Consider the following 19,393-nt stretch of genomic DNA (forward strand, 5'->3'; position numbering starts at 1 on the left):
AAATTGCTCTGCTCCGAAAGCTGCGACCCGCACTCTTTACAATAAGCCATGCTGCTTCAACCTTTCGCAAATATACTGAAAAATGCTATTCTTCCTACATGAACGGCGATAAGCCGCTGAACATCATGCCTTGAATCGAGCTGAGCAGAATCTTGCCCATGATATACAGCGTGATGAACGTCAAGACATAGGTCAACACCGTCCCATATACCGTATCGAGTCCGGTGCGGCTGTCCTTGTTAAAGCTGTTGATCACGAGCGCTGGCACCGTAAACAGCGAGCCGATAAAGCCGATCAAGAGGAAATAGACGGAAATCTCCGCGTCCAGCAGTGCCAGCACGAAAGCAACGAGGAAGCTGCATGTAAAAGGCACCAGCAGAGCACCAAACCTTCCTGCCACATCCTGAAAACTGGCCTGGACCTTGGACAGTTTTACGGCCAGATACGTATACGCCACTAGCAGCATCATGAAAACTACGTAACCGACAAAGGGTTTCAGGACGATTTTCACAAAAGCGCCTTCGCCGATCAATCTCGCATAATCATGGAACCCAAGATACATCATCAGCGGGATAATGAGCGAGAAAATGCCGATCGTTATGAGCGCATTCACGAACTGCTCCCGGCCGGTGTTATTTGCATAAGCGAGCGGTTTTTTCATCACATCGGCAAAATAGCCGAAATACAGCTTGGACACCTGCTTGGCATTTTCCAGATATGCTTGTCCCGCAGACGGCGTTCCTGCGGAACCCTGGCTTCCATAACCGGGTGTGCCATAAGCCTGCCCCTCGGACGAAGCAGCCGTCTCTTGCCGCGCCGCACCTTCATGATCGGTTAATCTCGTTCCGCATTTCTCGCAAAAATTCCCGTAGTCGTTCGGATGTTGACAATTCGGGCAAATCTTTTTCATTTGACACGCTCTCCCTTTAACTGATTTTGTACAGCTTATGTACGTATTGAAGCTTACTTGGCTTAAGATCAGCGTCTTCAGAACCACATCTTAAGGCCTATAATTTACGCGATTAATTATCTTTCAAGATTTTTGATTTGGCAACCATTATTTTCAACTTTTTTCGTATAACGCCAAAAAAGCCTGCATGACGACTGCGTCATACAGGCTTTTCTATGCGGCTGCTGCCACCCGGTTAGAATATCTGCCGCTGAAACTCCGCGATGGCCCGGTATTCCTCCTCCAGCTTGCGCGAGATTTGGATAAAGATCGGGAGCAGCTGATGATATACATGTGCACTTTCCTTCACCGGCTTATGCTGGTGGGTGGAGCCGACCATGCCGGATACGATGCCAAGCGAATCCGTTTTGCCGAGGGCATACAGGCCAAGCACGACCGCGCCCAGACAGGAGCTTTCATAGCTCTCCGGCACGATTACTTCCTGATCGAAAATATCGGCCATCATCTGCCGCCAAAGCGGTGAACGGGAGAATCCGCCTGTGGCATGGATCTTCGTCGGACGCCCGATAATTTCTTCCATCGCCAGCAGCACGGTGTACATATTGAATATAACGCCTTCCAGCACCGCGCGGATCATATGCTCTTTCCGGTGGTGCATCGTGAGGCCGAAGAAGGATCCGCGCGCATCCGGGTTCCAGAGCGGTGCCCGCTCACCTGTCAAGTAGGGATGGAAGAGCAGGCCGTCCGAACCCGGGCTCACCTGCTCCGCGATCCGAGTTAACAGGTCGTAGGAGTCGAGGCCAAGACGCTTGGCCGTCTCCACCTCGGAGGCGGCAAACTCGTCACGTACCCATTGAAAAAGCATGCCGCCATTGTTGACCGGCCCGCCGATGACCCACATCTTATCCGTCAGCGCATAGCAGAAAATGCGGCCTTTCGGATCTGTTACCGGACGGTCCACGACGGTGCGGATCGCGCCGCTTGTTCCGATCGTTGCGGCCACGACCCCCGGTTCGATCGCATCCACGCCGAGATTCGACAAGACGCCGTCGCTTGCCCCGACGATGAACGGCGTCGAAGCCAGAAGCCCCATCTCGTCCGCAAACACCGGATGCAGACCGGTAACCGCATGCGTCGTCGGAACCGGCTGTGACAGCTTGTCCGCGGTGATGCCGGCAACCTGAAGCGCCTCCTCGTCCCAGGTCAGCTGTTCCAAGTTGAACATGCCCGTCGAGGATGCGATCGAGTAATCGATGATATATTGATTAAACAGCTTCGCAAATACATATTCCTTAATGGAGATGAATTTGTTCGTCTTGCCGAAGATGTCCGGCTTATCGTGACGCAGCCATATCAGTTTGGTCAAAGGGGACATCGGATGAATCGGAGTCCCTGTCCGCAGGTAAATCTCATGCCCGTTCCATTCCTTCTTCAGCTTGTCCGACCACTCCGCGCTGCGATTGTCCGCCCACGTAATGCAGTTCATCAGCGGTTTGCCGTCTACGTCCACGGGAATCACGCTATGCATCGCCGAACTGAAGGACACGAACATGACCTGCTCGGGCCGCGTTCCGCTATTCTCCATCACCTGCTTGACTGAATGGATCACTGCCGTAAAGATCTGATCCGGATCCTGCTCGGCGATCGACGACGTCGGGGTATGCAGAGGGTACCCCTCGCTGCCCTTAGCTACGACCTTTCCGTTCTCTTCGAACAAAACGGCTTTTGTGCTCGTCGTTCCAATATCGATGCCGATCATCATTTGACTGCCCATGTTTCAACCCTCTTTCCCAATCACTAACGCCTGCTTATACAAACAGGCTGATTGCCATGATAATGATAAGTCCAACCACCGACAGCAGCGTTTCCATCACGGTCCAGGATTTCAGCGTCTGCGGCACGGACATATTGAAGAATTCCTTGACCATCCAGAAGCCGGCGTCATTGACATGCGACAGCACCAGGGAGCCGGCTCCGGTCGCAAGGGCGACCAGTTCAGGGCTCGATCCTGGGCTCAGCGCGAGTACGGGAGCCACGATTCCTGCAGCCGTTGTCATAGCCACTGTAGCGGAACCTGTGGCGACGCGGATCAGGGCAGCCACGAACCATGCGAATAAAATAATGTTAATGTGCGCGCTTGTTGCAATTTGGGCAATAGCTTCGCCGACGCCGCTATTAATGAGCACCTGCTTGAATGCGCCGCCTCCGCCGATGATCAGAATGATCGTTGCCGTAGGCGCCAGGCATTCGCTTGTAAACTTGGACACCTGATCCTTCGTAAACCCGCGGGAGAAGCCAAGCGAGAAGAACGAGAACACGACCGCGATCAGCAGCGCGATGACTTCGTGGCCGATAAATTCGGCGAACACGGTGAAGCCGCTGGTGGCGTTCGGATCGATAATTTTGGCGATGGAACCGATCAGCATCAGGATCACGGGGAGCAGAATTGTGAACAATGTAATGCCAAAGCCCGGAAGCTTACGGGAGCTGCTGGACGAGAATTGTTCTGCTAGCTCTGCCGGCGGCTGCACCTGAATCCGCTTGCCGATCCATTTGCCGAAAAGCGGTCCGGCTACAATCGCCGTTGGAATGCCCACAATCAGGGAATATAGGATGGTTTTACCCAAATCCGCCTTGAAAGCATCAATCGCAATCATCGGAGCCGGATGCGGCGGAACCAAGCCGTGCACGGTGGACAAGCCCGCCAGAATCGGAATGCCAATCTGCAGGAGCGACATTTTCGTTTTGCGTGCAACGGTAAATATGATCGGAATCAGCAAAATAACGCCGACCTCAAAAAATACGGGAATACCGACGATGAACCCGACAATCATCATCGCCCAGTGCACGCGCTTCTCGCCGAAACGGTCAACGAGCGTCGTCGCGATCTGCTCTGCCCCGCCGGACTCGGCCATCATCTTCCCGAGCATCGTGCCTAGGCCGATAACGATTGCTATGGTCCCGAGCGTTCCTCCAAGGCCGCTGGTGACGGAATCGACGATATCAAGCGGTTTCATGCCTGTCAGGAAACCAAGAATCAAAGCGGACAGCAAAAGCGTAACAAATGGATTCCATTTGATTTTTGCAATAAATACAATCAAAAATGCAATGGCGATTAAAGTCCAAACAATGAGCGTCCAATTGTGGCTCAATCCGAAAATACTGGACATCCGGATGCCTCCCTTTTACGTTTCGTGAATTTATGAATAGGTTCTAAATATGATACCCATTTATCCAACATTTGATTTCCATCCAGTATACTTGTCGACAACTTAAAGCGGCATGTTCCGTCGAACATGCGCAAGGCCCCAAGAGGAAGACCGGTTATTGGCCTGGAATGCTGCGGTGCAGCGTCTTCCGGGAATCGGCAAAATAATCCTGGACCACCTGCTCCACCACGTTTGTGCTGTGGGACTCCAGTCCCTTCATGATTTTGTGGTGTTTTTCAATGACCGTATGCAGCTTCTCTTCCCCTCTGGAAAAGATTTCATCCGTCGTAATCAGCATCACGGTCATGACGATCGGACGAATGCTTTTCCATAAATGCAGAATGCGGTTATGACTGGCCGCGGTAATGATCGTTTCATGGAAGGACAAATCCTGATACGAGAATTCCACTGCATCGTTGTGCTTCATCGCCAGCTCCATCTTGTCCACAATCCGCCGCAAATGGCTCAAGAGCTCCGTGACATCCGTTTGCGCCAGCCGCTGCTGTACGAAGCTTTCAATGAGAAAGCGGACGTCGTAAAGCTCCTCCACATCGTCCATGCTCAAGCCAAGCACCACGGCCCCCATGCGCTCCAGGCGGATCAGCCCTTCGCCGGACAGCGCCTTTAACGCCTCACGGACCGGGGAGCGGCTTGTGCCGAATTCGGACGCCACCCAATTCTCCGATATGATCTCGCCGGTTTTGATGGTTCCATTGATGATGCGGAGCCTGAGTTCGCAGGCGATTGTTTCGCCAAGAGACGCATTTTGCAACCAGGCAGAAGGATACTGCAGCATGAGACAACTCTCCTATTTGATGATCCTGCAAAAAGCGGCTCGCAGGCTAAGCCTGCTCTTTTTTTTGCAAGATTCGATAATGTAAACGCTAGTAGGATTTTATCATAATCGTGCCATGCCGTTCCATTCGTTTCATGCCCTCGTGTTAGATAACGTTTTCATGGTGGACCGAAAAAATAATTTTTTTGCGAAGCCAAGCATTTTACAATCCTTTTTGTAGACCTATAAGTCAAGGTACTATCAAGACTTTTTGAATTCTGCGATCGCTGAGAAGTTCAATGTATACTTGTCGACAACTTAAAGCCTTATTTATTTTAATGCAGAACCTGACATATGTAAATATATGTGCTGAAAGCGTTCTTATGCAATAATTGGCAGGTTGTTCGCCCGTTTTATATCCTCATTTGGTGGCAGCACACAGCACCGGAGAGGGAAAACGTGGACTCCTCGCGGCGCCATTATTCTGGAATAATTTAGTTTAATCCTCTCCAAACCGGCTTAAAAATATTTTACAAGGAACAAATTCATTGCGGGCTTATGCATGATGATGCTGGAATGGGTGCAACAATTTGGTAGTAAAATCGTCTGTAATGTCGCATCGATAAATGAAATTACGTCAAAATAAATTAACGTCAAAGGAGTTATAAGTATGAAAAAGCATATATCCTCCGTCCTGCTAAGCCTCATGCTCTGCTTTTCGGTCTTCGCTTCATTCGCCGGAGCTTCGGGGACCCCGACATCCAAAGCCGCAACAGGAACTGACAGCAAAGTGAAAGCTCCCCTTGGGAAGCTCCGAGCCGAACAATTCATGTTTGGATACACCGATTCAAGCGGCAAGCAGATCCTCGGACTGACCGGAGATCCGGAGAAGAAAGTGCCCGCTCCCAAAACGCTGGTGTCCGTCCTGTATGCGCCGGGCAAACCGTTTAGCGTGAGCTATGTAAAACATCAAAAAGGCTCGGATCAAAGTGATGGCAGGCAAAATGCCGTTAATTTCAAAAATGACGAAGGAGAACTGTTCAAGGTAACCGCCGCGGGCAAGCTGGCAAGCGATTCGAGCGTCCTGCTCGCCACGAAAAACGCGTTCCAGGGCCACACGATGCTCACCCTTCAATCGCTGCAAAAAGAAAAATTCAGTAAGAAGACCATCCAAGCGATCGAGAAGGCGAAAAAACGCAAGGTGGCCAGTCAGAGCCTGATCGCAGCCACGCCGTCCGGTACCCAAATCGGAATCGTCCGATTCGTCCAGGGGAGCGGCAAACCGCTTGCCAGCCTGGTCCTTGCCGATCAAGGCGGTATGGTATTCAAGGATTTCGTCGGCAGCAAGGATCCGATGTCGACTTGGCGCGTGGACGATGGCGGAGAAATCAGCGCCGAGCAATTTCATCTGCTGTTCGCCTCTTACAGCAAGGCCGGTTATGCGCTAGCCTACGAATGGTACGGCACAGAGGGAACCAACCTGTCCCTCGTGCAGCAACAGGGCATGCAGTTTCGCGTCATCCAAGAAGCCGGACGTTATCAGTCTCCTTACTGACGCGCGGCCTCTCTTTCCATTCAAATGAGAGGCCGGATCAAACAAAGGATGGAGTCCCGCACGGGGCTCCATCCTTTGTTTGCTTTCCCCCGCTCTTGGCATCCGTCAAAAGAAAAGGCCGCCCGATGACGGGACGGCTCAGAATACGCTGCATAAGACTTTTACGTTTATTCGGCGCTTCGGCGCGAAATAGCGAACAATGCGGCCCAGATCAGCACAAATCCGCAAGCCTGGGCGATGGTTACCACTTCGTTGAAGACGATCCAGTTGATCAGGACGCCGACCATCGGGAAGCTAAGCTCCGCCAGCGTGGCTACGGAGGCCTTCGTTGTCGTCAGCCCTTTATAATAGACCAGAAGGCTGAACAATCCCGGCAGCAGCGCCTGCCCAAGCAGATTGAGGGATACCGCTGCAAGCGGCCCCGCTCCCGTCGGAATCTGCCACGGATCGCCTTGGTTAATCGTAATGCCGATAAGCAGAGGCAGGGCCAGGATGAAGCGCAGCGAGGTGACGGTTTCGTATTCCATTTTGCCGACCATCAAGCGGCCCATGACGGTGGAACCGCCCCAAAGCGCTGCCGCGCCAAGGGAGAGCAGGCTCCCTACTTTGACGAAATCATTCATATGTCCAAACGGGAATGTAAAGCCGAAGGTCAGCAGGTACGTTCCAGCCAAAGCAAGAACGAGCAGAAAGCCGAACTGTTTCGGGAGCTTTTCCTTCAGCAGCATGCGCGCCATGAGAATGGCGAATATCGGCTGCAGCTTCTGCAGCAGCAGCACCGCGTTCAAATTCCCGTGGGTCAGTCCGAGCGTAAAGAGTATCGTTGCAATCGCCGAGCCGCCCCAGGACAGGAACAGCAGCGCGCCGATGTGGCGCATTTTGAGTCCTTTCATTTCGGCACGATGCTTCCATAATACCGGTGCCACGAACAGCGCGATAACGAGATGTTCGAGCAGAACAATCTGCGTCGGCGTGATATGCTCCCGGAGAAGGATAATCCGGAAGAGCGGATCCGCCCCCCATAATGCCGCCCCGAGAACGACCAGCCAAAAGCCGGTTTTCGGACGGTCCGCCTGCTTGCGCGCGGCGGGTTTCAACTTGATCTTGCTGCTTACGTTTTCCATTTTCTTGATCCCCTTGCCTGAATACGGAGTCAACATTGGAAAACCCCCGCATATCGACATAACTCGACACTACGGGGGCTGATCAAATAAGCCTGCCGAAATGATAAAATTTCGGACAAACCTATTTCTTTGATCTTCTCCCATCCGGACTTTACCGTCGGCCCTGGAATCTCACCAGGTCAGTCGCTGCTTATCATAAATCCAAAACAGCGAGTCGCGGGCTTGACGTCTGTCTGCCATAAAGGCAAAGGACGCTCACCGCCGGTCAGGAATTTCACCTTACCCCGAAGATCCATATTCATATTTTTAGTATTGGTTAATCAGATCATACCATGATTTCACATCATCGTATGTTAAAGCCATCACAATGGTTACTTACGATAGTATAGCACATATCTCAGTCATAGTGTCGGATTTTTTAATAACGATTTTTTCCCAGCCATCAAAATTTTCAATCGACCATGCCGGACCTCGCGCCCCTCCATGAGAAAGGACTGCTGCCTCAGGTTCTCCTGACGGAAGCAGTCCTTTTAATATGTCACACCCAATGAATATTACCGCATGCCGTCCGCCTGCTTCATGACCTGCACATACCGGATCAGCTCCGCTTTCTGCTGCTCGATCGAACGTATGCGCCCCGACAGGCCCGTAAAAAAGGTTTCTACGTAGTCGCGCGTCACGTTCGCCGATTGGCCGGCCCATTCATCCAGCCTTTGATAGAGGCTTCGCGCCTCCTGCTCGTCGGATTGGATTCGGCCAAGCAGCCAGCTGAGCTCCCGCTCTGCCTGAAGCAGATCGTCCAGCTCCACAAGGATTTCGCCGTTCACCTGTTATCCTCCCTTCGTTATCCCGATATGATTCCGTTGTTAGATGCATCCGCCTGCTGAAACTGCTCCGCCTTCAACTGGATAAAGCCCAGGAACGTCGTCGTTTGCTGCACATGCCACTGGGTCAGCTCGGCAATGGAAGCGTCCAGCTGCTCCACCAGCGGCTGCAATCTGCGGCTGTGGCTGGAATGCATATACTTCATCAGCTTCGCCCGGACGGTCTGCATATCGGCACTGATCTGCTGCGCATTCCGGCTCCATTTTTCCGCAACGCTGCTCAGCTCTTCGGGAGTGACCCTGATCAATCCGCCGCCGGCTCCCCCCATCGCGGCCATCTTGGCAAATCTCTGCATTTTTTCGTAGGCAGTCATTTCCATCATCCCGAAGGAATCAGGCATTCGCGGCGCACCGTCAACCCGTTCCCCGGTCTGGTCATCGTACAGAGGATTTTTGATATAACCATTCTCATCGAATTTATATCGCTTCAGGCTATGGTAATTGGGTCCGCCGAACGTATTCTTCACCTTGTCGAGCAAGCTGACGCCTTCGTTCGCATCCTCGTAATTGGAATCCACATAATAGGTCGAACCCACATGGCGGTCGTATCCTCCCAGCGTACCGCTGCCTACGACGTCGCCGGGATGGGCATAGTTTATGATCTGCGAATCGAATTCTCCGGCCTCCGCCTTGCGTCTTGCGCTTGCGGACAGGCTGCCCATCACCGAAGGGGCGCTGAAGGTCACGGCGGAGAGGCCTGTATAAGCGGCCGCATACTGCGCATTCCCTCCGCCAAGGGAGTGGCCGGTCAAGGAGAAATCCAGATTGCCGTATTTGTCCCGCATCTTGTTGGCGTAATCCTCCGCCTGGTACAGCTGGTTATCGCCGTTAAACGTTTTATCGAGGTTCCTCCCCGCCTCGTCGGCCCAGTCCTTGACCTTCGTGATGCCCGTCTTGTCCTGAAAGCTTTGGACGGCGTCATCCCATGGATGCTTCACCTCGAAGGTTTGGTCGATTTTGCGGCCGAGCTCCCGGGCACCGATCCCGCCGTCGGCCAAATAGTCCGGTACGGAATCCATCAGCCCCTTGGCACCCTCCGTTCCGCGGTAGGCAATGACAGCTTGCTTGGTATCGGGATTATAAAAAGTAACGGCGTCAAAGCCGGAAGTATAATCATTCGCCGGATTCTCGAGTACCTCCCACCCCGGGAGTTCCTGCGGCTTGCTCCCCTTTTTCAAATCGGAGTAGGCGAGGTCCGACATGGTTTTATACATTTCATCCGTAATTTCAGGCGACTTGCTCAAACGTACTCCTCCTCACATCTTTCTAACGAACCGCATTATTTCGCCTTATCCCTTTTCGCGAACGGATCGATTCCCTTGGCACGAATGGCCTTCTCAAGCTCGGGACTCATCACGAAATTGGATGTCTTCTTATCCTCGTAATCGACGGATATATTGAAGCTTTCATCGGGATGACCGGTGACATGGCCTTCCATCATGATTTTGGGTGATATGTATTCCGCCAGCCTCTCCTGTTTCGTGATTTCTACGCCCAGATCGTATTCACTTTTGAAATATTGAATCGCGATCGCCTTGGCCTCTTCCATTTGGCTGGCTTTTTCCGTCTTACTCACGCTTTGACAACCTCCCAGCAGCAAAATAATCGTCATCATAAGAGCGATAGTCCAAATGTAACGACGAATGACCATCAGTCCTCTCTAACCCTTTTTTTTAAAATTAAACATGATTGGCACTTATTAATCCAGTGTCTGGAAAAAAATCAGGAGTTTTTAACCAATTCTGCTCAAAAAATAAGACTAAGGGCTGATACGTTCCGGTCTTAATCCTTTACCTGCACGGCCTCACAAAAAAAGAACTGAAGGATGTCCCCTCAGCTCATGTTTTTCCCATAGTAAATTTCATCCATTTCCTGCGTGATGCGTTCCGTGATTTCTTCCTGCTCCCCGTCACTCAGCTTGTCCTTGGTGTATCCGAAAAGATAATTGTCGAGGTCGAACTCCCTGAGCTTGCATTTGGTATGGAATATATGCTCCTGGTATACGTTCACGTCAATCATGTCGTACATGTCCTTCACTTTATCCGGAATGTAGTTCTGGATCGAGTTGATATCATGGTCGATGAACAACTTGTGACCGTTAATGTCGCGCGTAAAGCCGCGCACCCGATAATCGATCGTCATGATATCCGTATCGAAGGAATGGATGAGGTAGTTCAATGCTTTCAGCGGAGAGATCTCCCCGCATGTGGACACGTCAATGTCTGCCCGGAAGGTGCTGATGCCTTCGTCCGGATGAAACTCGGGATAGGTGTGCACGGTGATATGGCTTTTGTCCAAGGCCATGACGACCGAGTCCGGAAGCGGACCCGGGGACTCCGTGTAAGACTCCTTCGGCACCTCGACCACCGGACCCTCTGACACGAGAATCGTAACGCTCGCCCCTTGGGGCACGTAATCCTGTTTCGCTATATTAAGCACATGCGCGCCGATTATATCCGATACATGCTTCAGAATGGCCGTAAGCCGTTCTGCGTTATATTGTTCATCGATGTATTCCAGATAAGCTTCGCGTTCTTCCTTGGTCCGGGTAAAGCAAATATCGTACATATTGAAGGCTAACGATTTCGTAAGATTGTTAAAGCCATGCAGCTTCACATGCTGTTCAGGCGTTATTTTCATCCTTCCTTCACCTCGCTGTGTCTCGTATTCACTGCCTAATATTCCCTTCAGATAGCGGGCTATCCATACCGGTTTATTTAAACTTTTTACCCAATCCGCTCGCCCGGAAACCACAACAGCCCGAAAGAAGCAGATGCTTCCCGGGCTGCCGCCTTTGTCGCCAAGCCGCTTATTCGATCACGAACTCACGGTATTTCTCATAGTCCATCTGTCTGCATTCCAGGGACAGGAGCGTCCCATCATTCTCATACTCGGTTTCCACAATATCCGCATGCTCATTCAGGTATGATACCACTTGTCCCTGATCATATGGAATCAGCATCCGGCACTGGACGTAATCCTTGAAAATAAAGCCCCGGATAAGGGTTACGAGCTCATCGATGCCGATGCGCGGTTTAGCTGCCAGATAGATGCTGTTCTCCTGCACTTCCGGAATCGCATGGCCGGCAAGATCGCATTTATTATACGCAAAGATGGTCGGGATGCCGGTAACTCCGATATCCTTCAGCGTATTTTCGGTAATCTGAATCAGCTGGTCGTGCTTCTCGTTCGCGTAATCGACCACATGAATGAGCAGATCCGCCTCAGCGACCTCCTCGAGCGTAGACCGGAACGCCTTGACCAGGTGATGCGGCAGCTTGCTGACGAAGCCGACGGTATCGGTAAGCAGGAAGCTCTTGTTGTCTTCCAGCTGAATGCCCCGCACCGAGGTTTCCAGCGTCGCGAACAGCATATCCTTCTCAAACACCGTCTTCTCGCTGCCCATGCCGCCTGCCCCGAACTTCTCGAGCATGGCGTTCATAATCGTCGATTTGCCGGCGTTTGTGTATCCGACCAGGGAAACGACGGGCAGCGCGTTTTTCTTGCGCTGTTTGCGCTGCGTCTGACGCTGGAATACGAGCGACTCCAGCTCCTTGTTCAGCGCGGTAATTTTCTCTTCGATCCGGCGGCGGTCCAGCTCCAGCCTCGTTTCCCCGGCGCCCTTGTTCTTCGTGCCGACGCCGCCGCTTTGGCGCCCGAGCGATTCGCGCAGCCCGATCAAACGCGGCAGCATGTACTGCAGCTGGGCCACTTCAACTTGCAGCTGGGCTTCACGGGTTTTGGCCCGTTTCTCGAAGATGTCGAGAATGAGGATCGTACGGTCGATGACCTTACAGTCCAGATCCGCTTCGAGATTCCGGAGCTGCGACGGTGACAGCTCATCATTGAAAATAATCAGGTTCGCCTCCAGCCCCCTGTAAAGGCCCGAAAGTTCATCCACCTTGCCTGTACCGATGTAGTGGGACTTGTTCACCCGCTCCATGTTTTGCGTCAGCTGCCCGACCACTTCGACTCCGCAGGCTTCCGCCAGATTGCCGAGCTCCTCCATCGAATATTCGAAATCCTGCTGATGGTTCAAATTGACGCCGACGAGTACGGCGCGTTGTTCAAGCTGTTCCAGTTGTTCCATACATAAGCCCTCCATGGTTATATTATTGGTGAAAAAAAGCAAAAAAACCGCAGGCCTCCGGCTGTGGTTTGAGCGAACGACAAAATGCAGCGTTCAAATAGACGCTTCATCTCGGTACGGTTGGTTGTATAACAGCCCCGGAAATTCCGGAGCTATAAAGATATCCGAAAACAGCAAAGGAGGGGCCACGAAGCCTCTCCTGCTGCACCCTTGCATGTTCGTCGCCAAAATGGCCGCCAGAACATGACTGCATACTATGTGGGTTCATCGAAGATATGCATACCAATCCCGTTCGCTCCGCATAGACGCGAGAGCCTTTGAGCACTATTCAATTAGCGGCACAAAGTGAAGAAACGGAATTTAATATTGATCATCTTCACGAACCCTCCGATCATTGTAATTGTTTCCATGTTAGCACATCAGATCCATTTTCACAACAACCATGGGAAGCTAACACCAAAAAACACAGCCGCTTATGGAAGCAGCTGTGCCATTGGGTGTGTTCACGAATTGCCCGGTATTCATATTTATGCATCCGGTATTTTGCTCACCGTCGTGCGGTTCCGGCCGTCTTTTTTGGACTGATACAAGGCTTCGTCCGCCCGTTTAACCAGCTCCTGAGCAGAACGCCCGTGAACGGGGAACGCCGAAATGCCGGCAGAGAGCGTAATCGGGGTACCCGACGGACTCTTCGTCCGCGTCAGCTGTTCTCGCAGCTTCTCCGCCATATCCTTGGCCCTGCCGAGGCCGCAGTGTTTGACGAGAATGCCGAACTCCTCGCCGCCATAGCGGAAGCACAGATCGTCTTCGGTGACCATCAGCTTCATGATCCGGGCCAGGTAGCGGAGTACGTCGTCACCAACCACATGACCATAGGTGTCGTTGACCTGCTTGAAATGATCGAGATCGATCAGAATGAGCGCAAACGGGATGTTTCCTTCGATCCATCCGGCCATGACGCCGTCGAACGCACGCCGGTTGGCAAGACCCGTCAGCTCGTCGATTTTCACTTCATTGCGAAGATCCGTCAAATCCTGATTCATATTCTGCAGGGCGATCTTCACGCTTTGCGACAGCAATCGTACCTCGTAATAATAGGATTTGATGTCTGGTATATTCTCCGCCGGAACGGGCCGAAGCGTCGCTTCATCGGAAAACTGCGCCAGCGTGTGCAGCGGCTTCGCAATCCGGCTTGCAATCCACCAGCCGAGCAGCAGGATCAGCAGCAGAAACGGCAGTGATACGACCAGCATCCTCGTCACCAGGTTATGCAGCGGCTTGTCGATGACCCCGGCAGGCGTCTGGGAAATAATCCCCCAGGCGCTGCTTGGTTCATACGCATATCCCGCAAAAAAATGATTGCCTTCCGAATTGGTTACTCTCTGGGATCCGCTTCGTCCCAGAATCACCTTGCTGACGACCTCGTTGTGGACGACGGATTGCCCAATCCGCTTCTTTTCCGGATGAAAAATGAGTTCACCGCCTTTTTCGACGACATATACGTAAGAGCCGTCGCCGAAAAAGTGCTCCTTGAGCATGTTGCTCAGCACGTTTTTCTCTTCGAGGTAAATCGTTCCGCCTACAAAGCCTTTGTACTTGCCCTGTTCATCGATGATCGGAGCCGACACGAGGATTATCAAACGCCCCGTGGTTGCCCGGTAGGGCTCGGAAATGAAAGACCTTTTCATTTGGACGGCCAGCTTTCCCTGTTCCGAAGTGATCTTGTCTCCGACGGAAATCCCGACCGTCCGGGGACTGAGCGCCCGAATGATCCGATTGTCGTCGGCAACCACAATGGAGTTGAAGTACTGGGTATTTTCCTGAAACAGATCATCAAATAACTGCGCGTCGATGACTTGCTCTCGTGCGGAAATTTTGGCGATCGCCCTGATGTTGTCCTGCATCGTAATCAGGAGCTCGTTCGTATTGGAAGCCAGTTTTTTGGCATAAGATTCGTTCTTGTTCAAATAATTGTCGATGAGCGATGCCCGGTTGACCTGAACCGCTGAAGTAATGCTTGTGAGCATTGTCAGCAAAATCGCCGTGATGACCAGCAAACTGATCGTGAACCGGAGCGTGAAGCCTTTTTTGGTAAAATATTTCAAAATCGCATCCCGCCTGCGTAAAAAATATGGAAGATGATGTCATGTCTTGTCATCTGCTCATTATACAACAGAGCGGAGGACACGAGTACAAAAGAAAAAAGAAGTTATTTTGAATTATTGTGATTTCAACTCATGGAATGGCAAAAAATGCTTTGGTCGTTTCGAATACAGCTTGGGTCACCTCATCTTCATCCCGGCCCATACAGGACGCCACAACCTTAGCGATATGCGCCAAAAAGGCCGGCTCGTTACGCCCATCCTTCGGTTTGGGCCTCATGTCCCTCGGAGTCAGGTAAGGCGCATCCGTTTCGATCATCAAACGGTTCAGCGGTATATGCTTGACCAGCTCGCGCAGATGCTGCCCCCGCCGTTCGTCGCAAATCCATCCGGTGATGCCGATATGAAAGCCCATCGCCAGATAAGCATCCAGTTCCCCGCCCGTCCCCGTAAAACAGTGGACGACCGACCTCGGGATCATCGCCGGATGCTCCCGCATGATCGCCGCAAAGTCGGCATGCGCATCGCGTTCGTGCAGAAACAGCGGCATGCCGAGTTCCCCGGCCAGCAGCACCTGTTCCCTGAACCAGTGACGCTGCACGTCGCGAGGTGAAAAATCCCGGTTATAATCCAGGCCGCATTCCCCAATCGCTACCACCTGCGGCTGCTGAGCCAGCTCCCGCAGACTGCAAAGCGTTCCCTCCCCGCATTCCCTGACGTCATGGGGATGAACGCCTGCCGTGGAATACAGCTTCCCGGGATATCGCTTCGAATAGCGTGCGGCCTCGCTGCTGCTCTCCACGTCGGTTCCGGTTATGATCAGCGGAGAAACGCCTGCGGCCTCGGCCCGGGCAAGGACCTCCTCGCGATCCTTGTTAAAGGAGCGGTTGGTCAAATTGACGCCGATATCTATGAATTGAGAACTCATGTCAAATTCCCTTCCTTTCAAATATATTCATCCAAATGTATGAGTAAGGTAAGCATCTATCGACGTACATTCCAAATTACACAAGACCCGCTTAGGGGGCGTTCTCTTGCGAGGTATGCTTTCTTATTCTCTTCAAAAAAACCGCAGCCTAATGGCATGCGGTCATTCCGTCATCTCTTGGGATACAGGATAACACAAAGGAACCAAGCTCTACAAACATCCTTCTTTAGAAGCGTATTATATATACCTGCCCGAGTCTGCATGCTTATCCCGCTTTCATTGTAAAGATCCCTTTGTTTCATATATCGGTCCCCAAGAACAATTCCTTCATATTCCAGACGGTTTTCTAATCTTTCGGCGTATAGTATACTGACAAAACAGGAACATTTGTTCTATATCTGGAGGTGAACTATTATGCCTAAAAAAATCTACGAATCCGCAACAACCAAACAAACGCTCAACCGGGTCAAGGCGGAGAGCATGCCCTTTGACTGGTCGATCAATCCCTACCGCGGCTGTGCGCATGGCTGCAGCTTCTGTTATGCCCGGGCTTTTCAATCATTTATTGGACGGGAGGCCGATGATGAGTTCCAGAACCGCATTCTGCTGAAAACCAATGCTGCCGAAGCGCTCGAGGCCCAGCTGTCTCGGATGGCCAAGCGCTTTGATCATGATATCGGCCAGCTGCGGGAACATGTCGGCATCGTAACCTTGGGAACGGCCACCGATCCTTATCAGCCGGTGGAGATCAAGTCAAGGATTACCCGCGGCTGCCTGGAAGTGCTCGCCAAATATCGGATACGCACCAGCATCACCACGCGTTCGCCGCTGATTTTGCGGGATCTGGATCTGCTGTCCCAAATGGACGTCACCTCCGTTAATATCAGCCTGAACACGCTGGACACCGGCATCATCAGGATGATGGAGCCCGGAGCCCCATTGCCTTTCAAAAGACTTGAAGCCGTACGCAGGCTCTCCGAAAGCGGTGTGCGCACCGGGTTGTTCATCGCCCCGATCCTCCCGTATCTTACGGACTCCAGGGAGCAGATGGAAGAGCTGATGACGGCGGCCAAGGAGCATCGCGCCTCCTTTGCGATGACCTCCCTGCTCCGCCTGACTCCCGATGTCAAAGCCTGGTTCATGCATTCGCTCGGTCAGCATCATCCCGGACTCGTTCCAAAGTACAAAAGCTTATTCCGCGGCACATATCCCGATTCGGCCTATGCGGATCAGGTCAAGACGCTGGCAAGCGAGGTGAAGCAGAAGCTCTTTTTGAGCGGGAATGTCCCCGAGACCAGCTGCACGACTTCCGCATCGGCGGACATCGGCTCTTGCATTCAACCGTCCACGACGCTGCCAGCGCCCGAGGTAGAGCAGCTCAGCTTTTCCTTTTAACGGGCATAACGCGAAGACCCTAAGAATTTCCTTAGGGCCTTCGGGATACATACCTTATTCGGCTATTTCACTTGATTCAGCAGCGCCTCCAGTTCGCTCGCGCCGTATCTGGCCAATCCGCCATTGGAGGAGCCGACATAGATTTCGTCTTCGTTCATGTTAAGCAAACCCTCGACACCTTTGCGGTATCTCGCTTCGCTGAATGCGATCCGGTTATCGCGCAGCCTGCCAATGACCTCTCCATCCTCTTTGCGCAGCGCCAGCATGTCGGAGCCGTAGCCCAGCAGCACGTACTTCGAGAGCACCGCATAACGGGTTTTGGCCATTTCATCCAGCGTATAAGGGCTCGCGGACTCCCGGGTCGATATCGGCATCTGCCAGAGCAGGGTTCCCGTTTCGCGGTCAAATGCTGCCGGCAGCCCATTCAGCACCACATACAGCCGCTGCGGATCCAAAGCCCCGTTCACCGCTTTTCCGGGCAGCGTGAAGAGAGCTCGCTTTTCGAATATATCATATAGTACGGTTCGCTCCACCTTGGAGCTGTCGAAGTCAGATGAACCGCCGGATTGCTGTACCAGAATATACCGCTCCTCGTTCGATGTTTCGAACCTCTCCTGCTTGTTCCAGGCTTTGTCTGCCCATACCTTGCCGTCATCTGTACTGAGCAGCAGCCAGTGGTCTCCCAGCAGGAACCAACGTCTGTCGGCTTGTTCCGGCTGCAGCGGCTGCCGGATACTCCCATACGCGTAATAAGGGTGCTGCTGGACGTCCTGATGATTCTCTCCTAGGCCGGTTATGCTCCAGGTAACGGTGCCATTAGCGGGGTTCAGCGCCTGCAGCTTCCGGCCCTCCTGAAGCAAAACGTATGCATCTTCGGTATACGTGCCGAGAACCTGCTGCCCTGCACCCAGAACCTTCGTCCATCGCCTTGCGCCCGTCCCGCGGTCCAGCACGGTCAGAACGCCCGAGGAATCACCCGAAGCGGGTTGATATAACAGAATAGCATCCTTGGCTGCATACATCTGAAAGGATTGACCCTCGGGAAGCCGTTTCTCCCATTGCACACGCCCGTCCTTCAGACTTAGCTCCCGTACAAGTGGCTCATACTTTTTTGATGAAGGATTGTATTCGGTGTACACGGCAGCCGTGTTCCGTGCCGAATCGAGCGAAGCGCCGTAGGAGCCGAAGCCTGCGGGGACCTGCCACAGCTTACGTCCCGTGGCCCGGTCAATAGCATAAATGGAAGAATCGTCATGCATGCCGCTGAATCGGCCGTCATCCCCGTTCATAAGCAGCGCATCCTCGGTCGCCCCGATCAGATAAGCATAATCCAGATTGCCCTGATTTCTCCAGATCGGTTTAGTGCCGACCGTTGTTGCTATGGGTATGGACAGGAAATCATAGCTGAACGAAGGATCCCGCTCTGCATATGCACCGATCCTTAGCACGGGATCGGCAGGCAGAATCCATTTCCAGCTCTCCAGCTTACCCTGCTGGGAGAAGCTTACCGTGAAAGATGCGTCAGCCCGCTCGTAGCGCCAGGACGTTCCGATGTGCATCGGCTTGCCTTGCCCGAGCTCCGCGAGGTTGCTCGAATGTTCCGTTACATCCGGCTCGCCCAGAAGATTTTTCACCCGGGTGGCGTCATCCCCCTTTTGCAGCAGCAGCTCGGTTATATTTCTTGCCGTATCAACCGGAATGAACGAGCCTTGACTCAGAAAGCCCGAGGGTATCGTTGTTCGGGATGTGATGCTTGCATCCCGTACCCACAGCAGGATAGGACGGTATATTTCCGTCTCCGTATGCCACGGCACCGGACTGATCATAATCCCCGTCCAGCCCTGCCACCTGGCTAGTGCAACCAGCTTCGTTTCCGTTCTCGGCAGCGTCCATTTCATGTTGCTTCCCGGCGCAAGCGAGAGCTTTATATCCGGACTCAGCGTAACATAAGCCGGCCTCGTCTCTTGAATGGACTTCGCAGCGGCCGTCGCATACCAGACAGGCAACCAGTATACCTGCCCGCCGTCCAGCACTGCCGTCATTTCGCCAAGCTCGGACCCCGGCTTCACTTTCACGGTCTGGCCTTTGCTCCCGTATCCTGCAGCCTTCAAATCTTTCCAGCCCGTATCCTTCCCGGGATCATTAACGAAATAAGGGGCTCTATACTGAAGAATCCTGGCACTTACAGACGAAGCAGAGGCCGATACCGCAGCAGACGAAGATTGCGCCATGCCGGCAGCGCCCGGCCATGCAATCAGCATGCCTACCGCCAGCAGGGCAGCAGCAGCCTTGGCTGGTTTAAGCGTTCTCATTGGCAACGAAAGACCCACCCTTCCCGTTTGCTTTCCTTATACTCCTTATTTAACTATATGGACGGCTGGCGGGATGAAATGTTCCGCCGATAACCCAAAAAAAAGCCCA

Annotated in this window: 15 protein-coding genes and 1 riboswitch; of the genes, 2 read left to right on the top strand and 13 right to left on the bottom strand. The window is 52.7% G+C overall.

The genetic code is table 11. The features are described 5' to 3' along the window. Positions 1-94 precede the first annotated feature (94 nt). The 4 genes from ACTHPM_RS22820 to ACTHPM_RS22835 all read right to left on the bottom strand — a co-directional run bounded on the left by ACTHPM_RS22820 (position 95) and on the right by ACTHPM_RS22835 (position 4,912). On the bottom strand, positions 95-910 hold the full coding sequence (locus ACTHPM_RS22820) for a zinc ribbon domain-containing protein (protein ID WP_440397754.1): 816 nt from the start codon (positions 908-910) through the stop codon (positions 95-97). Between the two features lie 235 nt (positions 911-1,145). Continuing rightward, a complete protein-coding gene (gntK, locus tag ACTHPM_RS22825; protein ID WP_440397755.1) occupies positions 1,146-2,684 on the bottom strand; it encodes a gluconokinase in 1,539 nt (512 codons plus the stop codon). A gap of 34 nt (positions 2,685-2,718) precedes the next feature. Next, the gene (locus ACTHPM_RS22830) at positions 2,719-4,080 is read right to left on the bottom strand and encodes a GntP family permease (protein WP_440397756.1); all 1,362 of its coding nucleotides are present in this window, start codon (positions 4,078-4,080) and stop codon (positions 2,719-2,721) included. A gap of 154 nt (positions 4,081-4,234) precedes the next feature. Then, the gene (locus ACTHPM_RS22835; RefSeq protein ID WP_440397810.1) at positions 4,235-4,912 is read right to left on the bottom strand and encodes a GntR family transcriptional regulator; all 678 of its coding nucleotides are present in this window, start codon (positions 4,910-4,912) and stop codon (positions 4,235-4,237) included. Positions 4,913-5,564: 652 nt separating this feature from the next. On the opposite strand from ACTHPM_RS22835, the gene ACTHPM_RS22840 reads away from it, so the two are divergent. After that, positions 5,565-6,449 carry a hypothetical protein gene (locus tag ACTHPM_RS22840; RefSeq protein WP_440397757.1) on the top strand — a complete coding sequence of 295 codons (885 nt, stop codon included), beginning with the start codon at positions 5,565-5,567 and terminating at the stop codon, positions 6,447-6,449. Between the two features lie 167 nt (positions 6,450-6,616). On the opposite strand, the gene ACTHPM_RS22845 is transcribed toward ACTHPM_RS22840, so the two are convergent. The 8 genes from ACTHPM_RS22845 to ACTHPM_RS22880 all read right to left on the bottom strand — a co-directional run bounded on the left by ACTHPM_RS22845 (position 6,617) and on the right by ACTHPM_RS22880 (position 15,577). Beyond that, on the bottom strand, positions 6,617-7,573 hold the full coding sequence (locus tag ACTHPM_RS22845) for a DMT family transporter (RefSeq protein WP_440397758.1): 957 nt from the start codon (positions 7,571-7,573) through the stop codon (positions 6,617-6,619). Positions 7,574-7,701: 128 nt separating this feature from the next. After that, a riboswitch (FMN riboswitch) is annotated at positions 7,702-7,869 on the bottom strand. A gap of 258 nt (positions 7,870-8,127) precedes the next feature. Beyond that, positions 8,128-8,400 (bottom strand): hypothetical protein, encoded by a 273-nt coding sequence (locus ACTHPM_RS22850; RefSeq protein ID WP_440397759.1) that lies wholly within the window; start codon positions 8,398-8,400, stop codon positions 8,128-8,130. Between the two features lie 17 nt (positions 8,401-8,417). Continuing rightward, positions 8,418-9,701, bottom strand: a complete 1,284-nt coding sequence (locus tag ACTHPM_RS22855; protein WP_440397760.1) for a lipase family protein — start codon at positions 9,699-9,701, stop codon at positions 8,418-8,420. Positions 9,702-9,736: 35 nt separating this feature from the next. Next, positions 9,737-10,033: a hypothetical protein gene (locus tag ACTHPM_RS22860; RefSeq protein ID WP_440397761.1), complete on the bottom strand. Its 297-nt coding sequence runs from the start codon at positions 10,031-10,033 to the stop codon at positions 9,737-9,739. Positions 10,034-10,290: 257 nt separating this feature from the next. After that, positions 10,291-11,097 carry an adenosylmethionine decarboxylase gene (speD, locus tag ACTHPM_RS22865; protein WP_440397762.1) on the bottom strand — a complete coding sequence of 269 codons (807 nt, stop codon included), beginning with the start codon at positions 11,095-11,097 and terminating at the stop codon, positions 10,291-10,293. A gap of 169 nt (positions 11,098-11,266) precedes the next feature. Continuing rightward, entirely contained in the window at positions 11,267-12,538 is a 1,272-nt protein-coding gene (gene hflX / locus ACTHPM_RS22870) for a GTPase HflX (protein WP_440397811.1), read from the bottom strand. Between the two features lie 536 nt (positions 12,539-13,074). Next, a complete protein-coding gene (locus ACTHPM_RS22875; protein ID WP_440397763.1) occupies positions 13,075-14,652 on the bottom strand; it encodes a sensor domain-containing diguanylate cyclase in 1,578 nt (525 codons plus the stop codon). Positions 14,653-14,782: 130 nt separating this feature from the next. Continuing rightward, positions 14,783-15,577, bottom strand: coding sequence for a TatD family hydrolase (locus ACTHPM_RS22880; RefSeq protein ID WP_440397764.1), 795 nt, complete (start codon positions 15,575-15,577; stop codon positions 14,783-14,785). A 414-nt stretch (positions 15,578-15,991) separates the two neighbouring features. Here ACTHPM_RS22880 and ACTHPM_RS22885 point away from each other — a divergent pair, with 414 nt between their 5' ends. Continuing rightward, complete coding sequence (locus tag ACTHPM_RS22885) at positions 15,992-16,972, top strand: SPL family radical SAM protein (RefSeq protein ID WP_440397765.1); 981 nt, start codon at positions 15,992-15,994, stop codon at positions 16,970-16,972. A gap of 62 nt (positions 16,973-17,034) precedes the next feature. Here the strand turns inward: ACTHPM_RS22885 and ACTHPM_RS22890 are convergent, their stop codons facing one another. Continuing rightward, positions 17,035-19,284, bottom strand: a complete 2,250-nt coding sequence (locus tag ACTHPM_RS22890) for an outer membrane protein assembly factor BamB family protein (protein WP_440397766.1) — start codon at positions 19,282-19,284, stop codon at positions 17,035-17,037. Positions 19,285-19,393 lie beyond the last annotated feature (109 nt).

The organism is Paenibacillus sp. SAFN-054 (assembly GCF_051966755.1).
In the GTDB taxonomy this organism is placed as follows: domain Bacteria; phylum Bacillota; class Bacilli; order Paenibacillales; family Paenibacillaceae; genus Paenibacillus_AQ.

Excerpts from the sequence above, each read along its gene's own strand:
- ACTHPM_RS22820 (WP_440397754.1), bottom strand. The coding sequence starts at position 910 with ATGAAAAAGATTTGCCCGAATTGTCAACATCCGAACGACTACGGGAAT.
- gntK (WP_440397755.1), bottom strand. The coding sequence starts at position 2,684 with ATGGGCAGTCAAATGATGATCGGCATCGATATTGGAACGACGAGCACA.
- ACTHPM_RS22830 (WP_440397756.1), bottom strand. The coding sequence starts at position 4,080 with ATGTCCAGTATTTTCGGATTGAGCCACAATTGGACGCTCATTGTTTGG.
- ACTHPM_RS22840 (WP_440397757.1), top strand. The coding sequence starts at position 5,565 with ATGAAAAAGCATATATCCTCCGTCCTGCTAAGCCTCATGCTCTGCTTT.
- ACTHPM_RS22845 (WP_440397758.1), bottom strand. The coding sequence starts at position 7,573 with ATGGAAAACGTAAGCAGCAAGATCAAGTTGAAACCCGCCGCGCGCAAG.
- speD (WP_440397762.1), bottom strand. The coding sequence starts at position 11,097 with ATGAAAATAACGCCTGAACAGCATGTGAAGCTGCATGGCTTTAACAAT.
- ACTHPM_RS22880 (WP_440397764.1), bottom strand. The coding sequence starts at position 15,577 with ATGAGTTCTCAATTCATAGATATCGGCGTCAATTTGACCAACCGCTCC.
- ACTHPM_RS22885 (WP_440397765.1), top strand. The coding sequence starts at position 15,992 with ATGCCTAAAAAAATCTACGAATCCGCAACAACCAAACAAACGCTCAAC.
- ACTHPM_RS22890 (WP_440397766.1), bottom strand. The coding sequence starts at position 19,284 with ATGAGAACGCTTAAACCAGCCAAGGCTGCTGCTGCCCTGCTGGCGGTA.